The sequence below is a fragment of the Arthrobacter sp. Y3221157 genome (assembly GCF_059089865.1).
In genome coordinates this window covers 1-13,878 of record NZ_JBNHFD010000008.1, presented here as the reverse complement: position 1 = coordinate 13,878, position 13,878 = coordinate 1, and the positions used below count along the sequence as shown (strand labels likewise).

General features: G+C 66.3%; 13 protein-coding genes. 7 read left to right on the top strand and 6 right to left on the bottom strand.

From position 1 onward, the window contains the following. Positions 1–12: 12 nt before the first annotated feature. Entirely contained in the window at positions 13–1,197 is a 1,185-nt protein-coding gene (locus tag AC5RTT_RS04240) for a glycoside hydrolase family 16 protein (RefSeq protein WP_494144137.1), read from the top strand. 358 nt (positions 1,198–1,555) lie between these two features. Continuing rightward, on the top strand, positions 1,556–3,535 hold the full coding sequence (locus tag AC5RTT_RS04235; RefSeq protein ID WP_494144136.1) for a CBM96 family carbohydrate-binding protein: 1,980 nt from the start codon (positions 1,556–1,558) through the stop codon (positions 3,533–3,535). Positions 3,536–3,605: 70 nt separating this feature from the next. Here AC5RTT_RS04235 and AC5RTT_RS04230 read toward each other — a convergent pair whose 3' ends face one another. Beyond that, positions 3,606–3,890, bottom strand: a complete 285-nt coding sequence (locus AC5RTT_RS04230; protein ID WP_494144135.1) for a hypothetical protein — start codon at positions 3,888–3,890, stop codon at positions 3,606–3,608. 201 nt (positions 3,891–4,091) lie between these two features. Here AC5RTT_RS04230 and AC5RTT_RS04225 point away from each other — a divergent pair, with 201 nt between their 5' ends. After that, positions 4,092–4,907, top strand: coding sequence for an MBL fold metallo-hydrolase (locus AC5RTT_RS04225; RefSeq protein ID WP_494144134.1), 816 nt, complete (start codon positions 4,092–4,094; stop codon positions 4,905–4,907). Here AC5RTT_RS04225 and AC5RTT_RS04220 read toward each other — a convergent pair. The 3 genes from AC5RTT_RS04220 to AC5RTT_RS04210 form a co-directional block, all read right to left on the bottom strand. Further along, positions 4,873–5,118, bottom strand: coding sequence for a three-helix bundle dimerization domain-containing protein (locus AC5RTT_RS04220; protein ID WP_494144133.1), 246 nt, complete (start codon positions 5,116–5,118; stop codon positions 4,873–4,875). The genes AC5RTT_RS04225 and AC5RTT_RS04220 overlap by 35 nt on opposite strands. A gap of 241 nt (positions 5,119–5,359) precedes the next feature. Beyond that, on the bottom strand, positions 5,360–7,384 hold the full coding sequence (locus AC5RTT_RS04215) for a DUF8189 domain-containing protein (RefSeq protein ID WP_494144132.1): 2,025 nt from the start codon (positions 7,382–7,384) through the stop codon (positions 5,360–5,362). Beyond that, the gene (locus AC5RTT_RS04210; protein WP_494144131.1) at positions 7,377–7,763 is read right to left on the bottom strand and encodes a hypothetical protein; all 387 of its coding nucleotides are present in this window, start codon (positions 7,761–7,763) and stop codon (positions 7,377–7,379) included. Before AC5RTT_RS04210 ends, AC5RTT_RS04215 begins: the two co-directional genes overlap by 8 nt. Before the next feature lie 135 nt (positions 7,764–7,898). Here AC5RTT_RS04210 and AC5RTT_RS04205 point away from each other — a divergent pair, with 135 nt between their 5' ends. Both AC5RTT_RS04205 and AC5RTT_RS04200 read left to right on the top strand, forming a co-directional pair. After that, positions 7,899–8,750 carry an SGNH/GDSL hydrolase family protein gene (locus tag AC5RTT_RS04205; RefSeq protein WP_494144196.1) on the top strand — a complete coding sequence of 284 codons (852 nt, stop codon included), beginning with the start codon at positions 7,899–7,901 and terminating at the stop codon, positions 8,748–8,750. A gap of 117 nt (positions 8,751–8,867) precedes the next feature. After that, the gene (locus AC5RTT_RS04200; RefSeq protein ID WP_494144130.1) at positions 8,868–10,079 is read left to right on the top strand and encodes an acyltransferase family protein; all 1,212 of its coding nucleotides are present in this window, start codon (positions 8,868–8,870) and stop codon (positions 10,077–10,079) included. 8 nt (positions 10,080–10,087) lie between these two features. Here AC5RTT_RS04200 and AC5RTT_RS04195 read toward each other — a convergent pair whose 3' ends face one another. Both AC5RTT_RS04195 and AC5RTT_RS04190 read right to left on the bottom strand, forming a co-directional pair. Beyond that, positions 10,088–10,882: a methyltransferase domain-containing protein gene (locus AC5RTT_RS04195; RefSeq protein WP_494144129.1), complete on the bottom strand. Its 795-nt coding sequence runs from the start codon at positions 10,880–10,882 to the stop codon at positions 10,088–10,090. Further along, positions 10,879–11,445 carry an OsmC family protein gene (locus tag AC5RTT_RS04190; protein ID WP_494144128.1) on the bottom strand — a complete coding sequence of 189 codons (567 nt, stop codon included), beginning with the start codon at positions 11,443–11,445 and terminating at the stop codon, positions 10,879–10,881. The genes AC5RTT_RS04195 and AC5RTT_RS04190 overlap by 4 nt, the downstream gene beginning before the upstream one ends. A gap of 130 nt (positions 11,446–11,575) precedes the next feature. Here AC5RTT_RS04190 and AC5RTT_RS04185 point away from each other — a divergent pair, with 130 nt between their 5' ends. Next, complete coding sequence (locus AC5RTT_RS04185) at positions 11,576–12,304, top strand: ArsR/SmtB family transcription factor (RefSeq protein ID WP_494144127.1); 729 nt, start codon at positions 11,576–11,578, stop codon at positions 12,302–12,304. Next, positions 12,273–13,631, top strand: a complete 1,359-nt coding sequence (locus tag AC5RTT_RS04180) for an MBL fold metallo-hydrolase (RefSeq protein ID WP_494144126.1) — start codon at positions 12,273–12,275, stop codon at positions 13,629–13,631. The genes AC5RTT_RS04185 and AC5RTT_RS04180 overlap by 32 nt, the downstream gene beginning before the upstream one ends. The last annotated feature ends 247 nt before the right edge of the window (positions 13,632–13,878 follow it).

Here is a 13,878-nt window from a genome sequence, read left to right as displayed (position 1 = left end):
TGGGAGGACACCATGGGAGACAGCCCGCGCAACTCCCGCTTTGCCTGGATGGGCGGGCGCCGGACGCCCCGGCACCTTGTCCCTGAGGACGGAGTGGCGCATTCAGAGACGGTCAAGCAGCGTGCGCACACCGGCGGCGCCGTCTTGATGGTCGTTTCCCTGGCGCTCACCATTGGCACGCTCAGCGTCGCAGCAAACAACCCGCGGAGCCAGACTGCCGAAGGGCAAAGTAGCGAGCCCGCGACCCAGGTGACTGAGTCTGCGCAGCCCACCACGGATGCTCCTTCCTCGGAGCAGCCTTCCGAGCCAAGTTCCTCGCAACCAAGTGCCGAGCCAAGTGCCGAGCCAACTGCCGAGGCAAGCACCCCGGCGGCTACGGCCGAAACCGACTCCCCGGCACCAGCCAAGGACGGCGGCTCCGAGCCGGCTCCCAAACCCGAGTTTCCGTCCTTCTACCAGGCCGTCCCGGTGGGTGACCTGCCCGGCTGGCGGCAGGTCTTCGTGGAGGATTTCACGGACGGGGACGTGCCCCTGGGCGGTTTTCCCGGCATCTATGGCTCGCGATGGCACGAAACCTACAAGGACGGCACGCCGGACACCCATGCCAAGACGCAGGAAAAGAACGCGCGGACGTCCGGGTACTACCCGTCAAAGGTCCTGAGCGTCCACGACGGCGTCCTGGACATGTTCCTGCATTCGGAAAACGGTGTTTCCATGGGCGCGGCCCCCTCGCCAGTAGTTGGCGGAGCCACCCAGCCGCCCTACAACAGCCAGCTGTACGGGCGCTACTCGGTGCGTTTCAAGGCCGATTCCCTGCCGGGTTTCAAGGTGGCCTGGCTGCTCTGGCCCGTCAGCAAGCAGTGGCCGCTGCACGGTGAAGTCGACTTCCCGGAAGGGGACTTGTCCAAAGTCATCTACGCCGCCCTGCATGGCATCGGCCCGGACGGGAACCATAGGTTCGACGTCTTCCGTCCCAGCGTTCCATTTACGGACTGGCATGTGGCAACCACCGAGTGGAGTCCCGGCCGCATTGAATTCTTCCTGGACGGCAAATCCATCGGCGTTGCAACATCCATGGTCCCGGATACGCCGATGCGCTACATCCTGCAGACGGAGTCCTGCCTGACCGGCTGCCCGGCACCCGAGACCGCCGGCCACGTTTACGTTGACTGGGTAGCCATCTGGGCCAGGAACTAAGTGCGGCCGCCTGAATCCGGGTATGGACTCCGCTCCGCAGGTACCGGCCGGCCGCGAAGCGAGTAGACGCTACTGGTGATCGGCTGAAAGGCCAATTGGTACGGTGAGGAACCGCGGTTGCCGGGGGCGCTCTATGTGAAGAGGGTGGATTGTGTTTGAGGTTGACCGAGCATCAGCAGGAACGGAAAGCACCAGCCACTGTCTGCCGCTTAACCCGGGCCGGCGGCGCTATCTAAGGCTCCAAGCTCTGCTGGCAGTGTTGCTGATTGCTGTCGGGGGCGTGATCATGATGCCGGCCGGGGCCTCCGCCGCTGAGGGTGATGTTGGCGTTGAGGGTCCCTCGCATGCGGGGACGTCAGTGCCAACTGGTACCAAGCGGGCCACGAGCGGGCTGTGGTTCAACGACGGCATCTGGTGGGGGAACCTCTGGGACACCGCAAGTTCGAAGTTCCATATCTTCCGGTTCGACGCCGCGACGGGCTCGTGGGCCAGCACGGGGGTGGTGACGGACGCGCGGGGTAACACCCATCATGACGTGCTGTGGGACGGGACCACGTTGTTTGTGGCGAGCTACCGGTTCGTCAACGACGGACTGCCGGCCGAGCCGAACTTCCCGACGACGATGCGGCGCTACAGCTACGACTCAAGCGCCAAGAAGTATTCACCGCTGGGTTCTTCACAGATCAACAATTCCAAGGTCGAGGTCCTGACCATCGACAAGGACTCGACCGGCCGGATGTGGGCCACCTGGCAGCAGGGGAACCAGATCTATCTCAATGTCACTGCCACGGATGGCAAGACGTGGGGGACGCCATTCCCGCATCCCGCGTCCCTGGGCAACGTCTCCGTTGACGACACCTCGGCCCTGATCGCGTTCGACGGGAACAAGATGGGTGTGATGTGGAGCCGGCAGGCCGGTGACTCCACCGACGGCATGTACTGGAGCTACCACGTTGATGGAGCTCCTAGCACGGAGTGGACCGCTCCTGTGGCGGCCGTGTCCGGACTGCATACCGCTGACGACCATATGAACCTGAAATGGCTGGACTCCTCGGGTGGCCGGGTCTTCGCCGCTATCAAGACCTCATTCATCTCCAATCCGGATCCGCTGATCCAGCTGTTGGCCTTGAACGGCACCAGCTGGTCCGTGCATACGATAGCGGCTGTATCCGAGTGCCCGAACCGGGTGATCGTCCAGATTGACGAGGGCACGCAAACGCTGAGGACCTTCGCTACCTACCCGAAGCCCGGGGGCACATCGAACGCAGGTGCCTGCACCAGCACCGGGGGCGCGATCTACGAAAAATCGACGCCTCTGGACAACATCAGCTTCACGACCGAAAAGACGGTCCGCATCCTCGACGCCGACCAGTATGTCCACAACGCGACGTCGACAAAGCAAAACCTCAACAGCGCCGCACGGGGCACGGCCAACAGCGGACTGCTGGTGCTCGCGGCTGTGAACGCCACCAGCCGGTACTGGCACTACTACGACCCGCCCGCGCTTCGTGGCGACACGACCGCCCCGACAGTGACGGAAACGTCCCCTGCCGCCGGTGCCACCGGTGTGGCGGCGACCGCGAACGTGACGGCACAGTTCTCGGAAACGTTGGATGCGTCCACGGTCACCGCGGACACGTTCAAGCTGACGTCAGGGACGACGGCGGTACCGGCCGCTGTGACCTACAACGGCACGGACCATGTTGCGACGCTGGACCCTGCAACGGACCTGGCGCCGGATACGGCGTACACGGCTACCATCAGGGGCGGCTCCGGCGGGGTGAAGGACGCCGCGGGTAACGCGCTGGCCTCGGACCGGACCTGGAGTTTCAGAACGGCACCCGCGCCCCCCGCAACACCGGTGACCGTCACGCTCACGGCCACCGCTGACAGCTACGTCTCGAGCCTGGCGGCGGGGACGAACTATGGCACGAAAACCACGTTGTGGGTGGACAACAGCCCCGTGGAGGTCACGTACCTGAAGTTCGACCTGTCAGCCTACGCGGGCAGGACGCTGGAGAGCGCCGCGCTGCAGCTGAGCATTGCCGACAATGCCTCGACGGGCAAGCAGAACGTCAAGCTGGTGGCGGACGACAGCTGGACCGAGGGCGGGATCACATACAACAACCGCCCCGCGCTCGGCACCACCCTCGGCACGCTCGGCCCCACGGCGGTCAGCACCGGCTACAGCATTCCGCTGACGGCCGCAGACCTGGCCGGTGAACTCGGCCAGCAGCTCACCCTGGGCGTGGACACCGGCAGCACTGACGGCCTGGCAGTGAGCTCGAAGGAGGCAGGCAACACAGCCGCACCCAAGCTGATCCTCACCTTCAGGTAGGGGAGCGCGGTAGCTGAGCCTCCGGAACGGAAGGGTACGACGGCGGCCGCGTGCCGCCGCCGCACCCTCGTCACGTGTGGGCGGTTGCGCCGTCGGCGGCCAGGAAAGCGTCCAGTTGGGCTGCCTGGTGTGCCGCTAAAGCCCTATCCGCGTTGGCATTGGTGCTGGCAAGCACGGGGATCTCGAGGCTGGCACTGCATCCGCGGCAACGGATCTCGTCCGTCCACACCCAGCTGTACGCTGCGTGGAGTTCCCGGACCCGTTGCATAGCTGAGGTGATTGCTTTCGTCTTGGCTGCAAAGTGCGCTGCGTCCTCGTTGCTGAGGCTGCTACCAATCTCGATGTCGATGCTCATCGTCGCCTCTTTTCCGTTTGTGCCGGATGGTGCTGTCGACAATAACGGGTGTGGCATTGGGGAAGGAACCGCCCGCAGGTCACGGTTTGGCTAACTCTTCAAATCGATGGAGTTTACTGCCTCCCGGCAACTCCAAGCAGTGCTGGGTACAATCGGGAGCCAGACGAACGAACACTGCTTTGCCGGAGGTACGGAGAAACAATGTCGGAATGGCTCGAAGTCGGCGCGGACAACTATGTGCTGGTCACCGAAGGATCGCTGCTGAACACCGGACTGATCGTCGGATCCGAGCGGGCCATGGTGATCGATACCGGCTGCGGCCCCCGGCAGGGCAGGGAAATCCTGGACGCGGTGCGGGAAAAGACCCAGCTGCCGCTCGTCGTCGTCAACACCCACGCCCACTACGACCACTTCTTCGGCAACGCGGTGTTCGCCGGAGCCGGCGTCACCGAATTCTGGGCGCACCAGAACTGCGCCACCGAAATCGACGAACACGGGGACCTGCAGCGCCGCTTCGTAGGAACCCTGGAACCGGAGATGTCCGCCGGTGAGGGCGAGAACGTGGAACTGGTGGTCCCCAACGCCATCGTGAAGGACCAGCCGGTGCTGGTGGACCTGGGCGGCCTCACCGCCACGCTCTTCTACCTGGGCCGCGGCCACACCGACGGCGACCTCCTGGTGGGCACCCCCACCACCTTGTTTGTGGGCGACCTCGTGGAGCAGGGCGCGCACCCTTCCTTCGAGGATTCCTACCCGGAGGAGTGGGCGGACGCGCTGCGCCACATCTCAGCGCTGCGCCACCGCTACGAGTTCCTGATTCCCGGGCACGGGAAGCCGTGCAGCGACCAGTTCGTCAAGACCATGGCGGACACCATGACCACCGCCGTCCGCCAGGCGCGCCAGTCCATCCGCGACACCCCCAGCGACGCCACCAAGGCGATCCCCGTCCTGCCCTACGGGCCGGAGCAGTCGCGCTGGTTCATCAAGCGGCTCCAGGAGACCCGCCGGGAGCACTAGCGAAGTCGACGGCGAGCTGCCGGCGGACAAGCCGGCGCCTGGCGCCGCGTTCCACCAGGATCGCAACGTAGTCCCGCACCCGGCAGCCTTCCAACAGGCTGTACTCCTCGCCCACCACGTCCTCGACGACGGAGCGGGGCTCTTCGGGGAACCGCTCGGCGAGCCGCTCCACCACGGCCGCGATGGCCTGGGCTTCGGTCCTTTTGAGCATTACCGGTCCTCCCGTCGGGGGAGGGCCAACGACAACCTGTGCGATTCTGAGCCGGGCTGCATCCTTGAATGATACGGACGGGCGGTGCTGGGAAAAGGGCCTGCGGCCGAAGTCTGCGGAAACCCGCAACACGCCCTTCGGGACAGGCAGTTAGCGGCCGGCTTCCTGCCCGGCACGTCCGGAACGAAAGCGTACGACGGCGGCCGCGCGCCGTCGTCGTACGTCCCGCCTTTGTGCCTGGTCAGACGGCTGCCGGCATGCCTCCCGCGGGCATCTTGCCGGACGAGGCTTCCTTCTCCGCACCGTCCATCGCCCCCGTGGGCATGTCCTGTCCTTCGCGGCTCTTCTGGCCGTTGGTTGTCACGCTCTCGGCCATGGCGCCAAGCGGCATCTCCACCGTTTGGGGAGCGCCGGCGTCGGAAGAGACGTCCGTGCCCCCGGCCATCGCCGCAGCCCCGGTGGACTCTTCCGTGAGGAAGGGCATGTTCTGCCACCTGTGCCACATGGCGTTGTCCGTGCCGCGGACAAAGACTTCCAGGCGGCCGTCGGCGTTGCTGCCCACCGTGATGTTGGAGGTGAGGATGCCGCCCAGGGTGTGCCAGCCGGACCAGCCGCTGTTCGGCGCGGTCTGCCACATGTGCCAGAGCGCGTTGTCGGTGCCGCGGACGAAGGCCTCCAGCCGGCCGCTCGCATTCCTGCCCACGGCGATATCAGAGGTAAGGATGCCACCCAGGGACCGCCAGCCCGACCAGCCGCTGTTCGCCGCGGTCTGCCACATGTGCCAGAGCGCGTTGTCGGTGCCGCGGACGAAGGCCTCCAGCCGGCCGTCCTTGTTGCTGCCGACGGCGATGTTGGACGTGAGGATGCCGCCGAGCGAGTGCCAGCCGGACCAGTTGCCGTTGGGTGCCGTTTGCCAGCGGTGCCACAGCGCGTTGTCCGTGCCCCTGGCGAAGACCTCGAGCCGGCCGTCCTTGTTCTTGCCTACGGTGATCTCGGAGGTGATGACGCCGCCCAGGGAGTTCCAGCCGGCCCAGTTGCCGTTGGGCGCAGTCTGCCAGCGGTGCCATACGGCGCCGTCGGTTCCACGGGCGAAAACCTCCAGCCTCCCGTCGGCGTTGCGGCCGGTGGCAGGCGGCCCGGTGATGACGCCGCCCAGCGAGTTCCAGCCGGCCCAGTTCCCGTTGGGGGTTGTCTGCCATCGGTGCCACAGGGCGTTGTCCGTGCCGCGGGCAAAGATTTCCAGCCGGCCGTCCTGGTTGTTGGCCACGGCGATCTCGGTGGTGATGACCCCGCCCAGGGAGTTCCAGCCGGACCAGTTCCCGTTGGGCGCGGTCTGCCACCGGTGCCACACGGCGCCGTCGGTCCCGCGGGCAAATGCCTCCAACCGGCCGTCCTTGTTGTTGCCCACCGAGACGTCCGAGGTGATGACGCCGCCCAGGGAGTTCCAGCCGGACCAGGCCTGCGGGGCCGCCGGGTAGAGGGCCCGGAACCCGTCGATGTCGTCCTGGGTGAGGGCCCGCTTGGTGAAGTTGGAGGACACGGTGGGGGCCATCACGGCGTTCGCCACGCTGGAGTGCGCCAGCCCCACGATGTGGCCGAACTCGTGCAGGGCCACCGTCTCGATATCGAAGGCGCTCGCCGCGGCACCCACGCTCCAGACATGCTCGCTGTCATCGAAGTGGACCGGCTTGGGCAGGGTGTTGGTGACCACGCTGCAGCCGGGCGGGAAGTCGGCGTGCGCCAGGACCCCGCCCACCATCGAGTGGTCCGGGTCCGCTGCCGGCCGCCAGCCGATGCGGATGTCCGGGCTGGCGCCGAGGGCCACCTCGGTGAAGGTCAGTCCGCCCACGTTCTGCCAGGTCTGGATGGCGCGGCGGATGGCGTCGAAGTCAGCGGTGCCCGCAACGTCGTCGGTCCCGGTATCGAACGCGTAGGTCAGGGTCCGGTCCGTCCATGCGCACTGGGTGGCGAAGGCGATTGCGCCGCCGCGCATGTCCGGAAGGCCGCAGCGTGCCTGCATCATGGCGTCGCGGGTGGCGTCGTCGAAGACGCCGGTGACGGGCAGGTGGAAGAACTCCTGGAAGTTCTTCAGGGCCCCTTCGGTGGGGTCGTCCAGGACGCCGAGCTCCCGGGGCGTTGCTTCGCCCAGGTAGCCGAACCGCTCAAGGTAGCTTTGCACCTTGCTGAACCCCGGACTCCGTTCCCCCGCGGCGGTGTTTTCGACGGCGGCCAGGTACGGGGCCGCGCGGTACTGCTCTTCAGTCATTGGACTCTCCTTGATCTGTTCGGATACTTCGCAGGATCTGCAGTGCGGTGTCCCGTTCCGCGCCGGGGGACAGATGGACGACGGCGGTGGCGCGGCCGGGGAAGGTGGCGGCAAGGGTGCGGATTCCCTCCTCCTCGAACGAGACAAAGTCCGCGGTGCCGCTGCCCACGTTTTCCTGCCAGTGCTCGTAGCCGGGCTTGGCCGCGTAACGGGTGAGGGGGTCGGCGAAGGGGCTAGCGTCCACGGTCAGCCTGATGCCGGCGCCTTCCAGGACGGCTGCGCCGCCCTCAATGGTGTGTTCCTGGGAGGGGGCCAGCTGTTCCGGGACGTCCAGCGCCAAACCGGCCACCCGGAGGGAACTCCACGGCTGCCCCATCATCACCCGTCCTCACGCGAGGGAACCACAGGAACCAGTCGATCAGACGGGCGTTACTCCACCGTTACTGCTCCATTACTGCCCCGGCGGTGGCCCTTCCGTGGGCGGCGGCGCGGGACCGGTAGGATTTGCCGCGTGATGAGAAACGGCGGGCGCATGCAGGACTGGATGAAGTACGCTGCACTCGCGGTGCTGGCGGTCCTCGCCTTTGGGGTGGCAGCGCTCGCGCTGATGAATCCGGGCGGCCTGGGCGCGGCCGTGGAACCTCTTCCAGCCAGCACCCAGGTGTCCACGCCCGCAGCCTCTGTGGCCTCGAGTTCTCCTTCGGTTCCCACCGCCACCCCCACCCCCACTCCCACTTCCACGGCAACTGCAACCGCACCGCCGGCGGGAATCGAGTTGCCGGCCGAGCCGGTGGTCCTGATCCTGGGCGATTCCTACACGGCCGGGGATGGTGCTGATGCGCCGAACCAGGGTTGGGCCTACCTGGTTGCCAACGCGCTGGGATACCCCACCAACATCGACGGCGTGGGCGGAACCGGGTTTGCCTGGGGCGGGGGAGCGCAGGACGAACTGGACGGCGAGTACGAACTCCGGCTCCAGGAGATTGCCGCCACCCCGTCCTTTGTGCCGAACGTCCTCATCCTGCAGGGCGGCCAGAACGACGCCCAGATCCCCAACGCCGAGGAGGTCAAGGCCGCCACCACGCAGACCATCCTGGCGGCGCGCCGGTTCTGGCCGGGAATCCAGGTGGTGGTGCTGGGACCGTCGGCACCCCAGCCGCTGGCGGAGGAGCTCCGCGCCACGAACAGCGCGGTCCGTGCCGGTGCCGAGGCCGCCGGTGCCCCGTTCGTTGACGCCATCGACGCCGGCTGGTTCACTTCTGCCAACAGCCCGGGGTTCGACGCGGACGGTGCCCACCCGAACTCCGCCGGCCACGCCTACATCGCGGAAAAGTTCCTGGAGTCCTGGACCGCCCTCACCCAATAACTCTCAGGGCGGGCAGGTGAAGGCGCCGCTTCGGATCGCAGTCCGGCGGGGCTGATTCACAGCCTGCGTCCAGACTTCACCCAGCCCAGTTACCGAAACGTTATATATGCTTGCTTAGTGCTTTTTAGGTCTAGCAGTGGAAATTCGTCAGTTCTGGAACGCCCCTCAAGCCCGGAAGGCGGGCTGATTTCAGGGCGCAAGCATGCCCTGGACGGGCTTCGCACCATCGCGGTGGCGGGCGTCTTCTTCTTTCACACCGCAACCGAACAGATGCCCGGCGGATTCATCGGGGTGGACGTGTTCTTCACCCTGAGCGGCTTCGTAATCACCCTGCTGATCATGAAGGAGTGGCAGGCAACCGGCAGGCTGCGGCTGGGGGTCTTCTACGCCAAGCGGCTGGCCAGGCTCTGGCCGGCGCTGCTGGCCCTGTGCGCGGTCATCCTCGCGGTGGGTTTTGTCTTTCCCGCATCGGGCTGGGGAGGGCAGGCGGAGTTCGTCCTGCCGGCGGCGGGCTACGTCATGAACCTGGCGCACTTCGGGATGTTCGGCAACTCCATCACCGGTGAAACCCTCGGCCCTACCTGGACCCTCGCCGTGGAGGAGCAGTTCTACCTGGTGTGGCCGCTGCTCCTGCTGGTGATGCTGCGGTTCTGGCGGGTCCGCACCGTGGCATGGGCTAAGGCCGGCCTGGCCGCGGCCTTCCTGCTGGAGCGGTTCGTGCTGGTGATGGCTGGCGCGCCGCTGGGCCGGCTGTACAACGGGCCGGACACCCGGGCCGATGAACTGCTGATCGGGTGTGCCCTGGCCCTGCTGCTGGTGTGCATCAGGCCGGGTTCCCGGGCCGACGTTTCCCTGCAGGCCGTGTCCCGCCGGGCCGCGCTGCCGGCCGCCCTCATCCTGCTGGCGGCACTGTTCCTGCTGGAGGAACCGCATACGCCCGGCCCTTGGTTCAGCGCCTTCTGGACCCTCGGTCCCACGGTGCTCTCCCTGCTGACAGCTGTGCTGCTCGGCTCCCTTGTCCTGCAGCCCGCCGGGTCCATGGCACGGTTCCTCAGCCACCCCTGGCTTGCCGGGCCCGGCCGGGACCTTTCCTACGGAATGTACCTCTGGCACATCCCCGTGTACCTGCTGCTGATGCCCCTGGTCCCGGAGCTGCCGCTCCGGATCGCGCTCTCGGCGGCCCTCACCGTGCTGCTCGCCTGGGCGTCCTTCCGCCTGGTGGAGCGGCCGCTCCGGCGCTGGGCAAACGAAAGGCTGGAGCCCGCCGTCGCACGTTCCTCTCCCGCACCCCGCACAGAACGCGTGCTTGCGGCGGACTTCAGCAGGTGACCCGGAAGCTACTCCGCCAGCCGGGCCAGGAATGACAGGGACATGACCCCGTAGGTTGTTGTGGCGGCTCGCGCCCTGCCGGAAAGGAACCCGTAATTGTTCCGTTCCTGCCGTTCAAGTGTGAAGCCCGCGTCGGCCAGCGCACTCCGGTAGGAACCGGCCTGCGCCGCACCGCCGACACATGCCGCCCACAGGTCGGCGTTGCAGACAATCTCGGGAGTCAACGGCCGCTCGGTGACGATGTCGGCCAGTGCCAGGCGCCCGCGGGGACGCAGCACGCGGGCCGCCTCCCGGAAGACCGCAGGCTTATTCGCCGACAGGTTGATCACGCCGTTGGAGATAATGCAGTCGAACGAGTTATCCGGGAACGGGAGGTCCTCGATGTAGCCGCGCGTGAAAGTGACCTGATCCAGCCCGGCTTCCCGGCGCAGCCGCTCGGCCTTCTCCAGTTGCTCTTCCGTCATGTCCAGGCCCACCACTTTTCCGCCGGTGCCCACGGCCGAGGCGGCGGCGAACACGTCGGTCCCGGCGCCTGAACCCAGGTCCAGCACCCTCTCCCCGGGTGCCAGGGCCGCCAGCCCGAAGAAATACCCGACGCCGGCAAAGGATTCGAGGGCCCCGGCAGGCACCTTGTCCAGCAGTTCGTCCGGATACCCCAGTTCCCGGGCCAGCTCGCGTCCCGTCCTGAAGTGGTATCTGCCCTCCGGATGCAGTGCCACCGCCCGGTAGACGTCTTTGACCTTTGCCTCAAGCTCGGCACGGTTTACTGTTGCTGCCGTGGCGAGTGCCGCATCCGTGGTCATCGGATTTCCAGAGCGGTCTCGACGGGGACGGGGTTGGCCAGGCAGTCCCTAACCGGCGAGGTCTTCTGGACGTACCGGCACAGGGCCTGCAGCTGTTCAGGTGTGGCGTTGGGGCTGGAAACCCGTGCCGTGGCGCGGATTGCGGTGAATCCGGGACGAGGACCGTCGACGCCCAGGAAAGGCCGCACGTCCAGGTCGCCTTCCACATCGAATTCCAGCGCGGTCAGCTCGATGCCCTGCGCGGCGGCGTTCGCGGCGTAGCCCACGGCGTAGCAGAAGCCAAGGGCCTGGAGGAGGAGTTCGACGGCGTTCGGCCCGGCGTTGTTGCCCAGGAGAACCGGAGGTTCGTCCCCCTCCAGCACGAATGCCTCACTCCTGCTTTCGTCTGGATGCCCGGCCTGGGTGAATCGGTGAATGCGCCCGCTGTTGCGTGTCCCCCCGTGCCACGCGCTGGTGGCCTTGAAGGTGAAACTGGCCAGGGCGGGGTCCTGTTTCACGGCGTTGATGGTGGCGAGGAGTCCGTCCACGTCTATGCCGTTGCGCTCGGTTGCTGTGTCAGTCATCGCTGGTGATTCCTTCCTGCTCGCCACTCCGGGCTTGATAGTATTCAAGTGATAGCTTGAATACTTGAATTTGACACCCGGTGCGTATAGGTTGTCAAGCATCCACTTGAACTTGGAGGCAGTGCCGTTTATGGGCAGCAGGAAAGCAAAAGATGCGCTCTTTGACGCTTTCGCATCGGTTGCCAAGGTCCTGGGAAGCGGGCGTCGGGCGGAAATCGTGGATGTCTTGGCACAGGGCGAGCGTTCCGTTGACGAAATCGCCGGTGAGATCGGCCAGAGCGTCGCCAATACTTCCCAGCATCTGCAGAGTCTCCTCCGCTCGGGCCTCGTTGCCAGCCGCCGGGAAGGAACCAGAATCCACTACCGGCTCAGCAGTCCCGCCGTGGTAGACCTTTGGGCCGCCGTTCGCCGGGTTGCAGCCGACCACGTGAGCGAACTCGACCACCTTGCCGCCTCCTACCTGGGGGACCGTTCGGCCCTGGACACCCTCACCCAAGACGAATTAAGCGAAAGGATGGCCTCCGGGGACGTTGTGGTGCTCGACGTGCGGCCGGAACCGGAGTTTCGTGCCGGCCATATTGCCGGTGCCGTCTCCATTCCTGTGAAGAAGCTGGCGGCCCGGCTGGATGAGATCCCTGCTGGCCAGACTGTGGTGGCGTACTGCCGCGGCCCCTATTGCGTGTTCGCTGACGAGGCGGTGCGCATGCTTCAGGGACACGGAATCCCGGCCGCCCGGTTGGAAGCCGGATATCCTGAATGGGCCGCGGCCGATTTGCCCGTAGCCACGGGAACGGGGCCGGAAACGCTTGGCCATGGAGAAAAAAGTCATGGGCAAACTGGACATCGTTCCGGTCGTTGATAAGGGCCTGGGCAACTCCGCCTACATCCTCGATCTCGGTGACGGCCGTGCCCTGGTGCTGGACCCTGAGCGCGACGTCCGGGAAGTGCGCGCCCGCGCCCGGCTACTGGGACTTGAGATCGCCTACGCGGTGGAAACGCACCTACATGCCGACTTCATCTCCGGAGTGGGGGAACTGGCGGCAGAGGACGGAGCGGAGGTCCTGGCCCCTGACGTCGGGCCGCGCGGTTTCCCGGTCTGCATTATGCACGACGGCGAGACGGTCAGCGTGGGCGGCCTGGCGCTGAAGGCGCTAGCCACTCCCGGGCACTCCTCGGAGCACTTGTCCTACCTGGTCCTGGACGACGGCGCTTTGGCCGGTGTCTTCACGGGCGGATCCCTGATGGTGGGCACTGCCGGGCGGACCGACCTTGTCAGCCCTGATCAGACAATTCCCCTGGCCCGCGCCCAGTACCACTCGCTGCAGCGGCTCATGGTCCTGCCGGATGAGACACCGGTCTGGCCCACGCACGGAGCCGGCTCATTCTGCTCGGCAGCCGGGGGACGCGAGCGCGTCACCACGATAGGGAAGGAGCGCGCCACCAACCCGCTTCTGCAGGTGTCCGGTGTAGACGAGTTTGCGGAGCTGCTGCTTGGGACGCTTGGTACTTTTCCCGATTACTTCCTCCGTCTCGCCGCCGTCAACCGGGAAGGCCCTGTTGTCCTCCGGTCGGCGCCGCCCCTGAAGCGTCTCACAGCCGGCAGGGTCCGGGAGATGCAGGATCAGGGTGCACAGGTGGTGGACGTCCGTCCCGCCGCCGAGTTCGCGGCCGGCCACATCCCCGGTGCGGTTTCCAGCCACCTGCGGCCGGCCTTCGCCACATGGCTGGGCTGGCTTACCGACCCAAACAAGCCCGTCATCATCGTCAGGGATGCCGGGCAGGACCCGGCCGATATCGCGTGGGCAGCGGCCAAGGTTGGCTTCGACAGTCTCGCCGGGGAACTCTCCGGCGGTATGGCGGCATGGGAAGCCGCCGGGCTGGCTCCGGCGGCAGGGGATCTCAGCCTTGTTCCTGCCAGGCTCGCACCCGCGAATGTGCCGATAGTGGACGTGCGGCAGATATCCGAGTTCGCCGCCTGGCATGCTCCCGGTGCCTGGAACATCGAACTGGGCAGCCTGCCCCAGCGCCTCGACGAGGTGCCGGACGGGCCCGTCGTTGTCATGTGCAGCCACGGTGAAAGGGCCATGACCGCCGCCAGCATCCTTGCGGCCGGGGGCCGGCGCAACATCAGCGTCCTGGACGGCGGGCCGCGCGACTGGCAGCTGGCTGCAGAGGACTCTAACTGAAGGTTCTCGGCTGTGGTTCCTAATAGAGGATTCAACAGGGCGCTTGAAGATGAGGGGACCGGTGACTTTTTGCGGATCTTCGCTGATCCGCCGCCTCCGTCACCGGCCCCGAGTCTGTTTCTCAAGTAATCGAAAGGACTGATGGTCCCGTGAACTGCTCCCCGGAAGTTGGACTGAGAAATTCAGTTCTAACTCCCGGGGAGCAGTTTTTGCGTGTAGATAGTTCGTTGTCCGAGGATCAGCGTGA

What these genes read in the sequence shown, in the direction of transcription:
- AC5RTT_RS04210 (WP_494144131.1), bottom strand. Translation starts at nt 7,763, where the DNA reads ATGATGGGGCAGCCGTGGAGTTCCCTCCGGGTGGCCGGTTTGGCGCTG.
- AC5RTT_RS04205 (WP_494144196.1), top strand. Translation starts at nt 7,899, where the DNA reads ATGAGAAACGGCGGGCGCATGCAGGACTGGATGAAGTACGCTGCACTC.
- AC5RTT_RS04190 (WP_494144128.1), bottom strand. Translation starts at nt 11,445, where the DNA reads ATGACTGACACAGCAACCGAGCGCAACGGCATAGACGTGGACGGACTC.
- AC5RTT_RS04230 (WP_494144135.1), bottom strand. Translation starts at nt 3,890, where the DNA reads ATGAGCATCGACATCGAGATTGGTAGCAGCCTCAGCAACGAGGACGCA.
- AC5RTT_RS04185 (WP_494144127.1), top strand. Translation starts at nt 11,576, where the DNA reads ATGGGCAGCAGGAAAGCAAAAGATGCGCTCTTTGACGCTTTCGCATCG.
- AC5RTT_RS04180 (WP_494144126.1), top strand. Translation starts at nt 12,273, where the DNA reads ATGGGCAAACTGGACATCGTTCCGGTCGTTGATAAGGGCCTGGGCAAC.
- AC5RTT_RS04215 (WP_494144132.1), bottom strand. Translation starts at nt 7,384, where the DNA reads ATGACTGAAGAGCAGTACCGCGCGGCCCCGTACCTGGCCGCCGTCGAA.
- AC5RTT_RS04195 (WP_494144129.1), bottom strand. Translation starts at nt 10,882, where the DNA reads ATGACCACGGATGCGGCACTCGCCACGGCAGCAACAGTAAACCGTGCC.
- AC5RTT_RS04240 (WP_494144137.1), top strand. Translation starts at nt 13, where the DNA reads ATGGGAGACAGCCCGCGCAACTCCCGCTTTGCCTGGATGGGCGGGCGC.
- AC5RTT_RS04220 (WP_494144133.1), bottom strand. Translation starts at nt 5,118, where the DNA reads ATGCTCAAAAGGACCGAAGCCCAGGCCATCGCGGCCGTGGTGGAGCGG.
- AC5RTT_RS04225 (WP_494144134.1), top strand. Translation starts at nt 4,092, where the DNA reads ATGTCGGAATGGCTCGAAGTCGGCGCGGACAACTATGTGCTGGTCACC.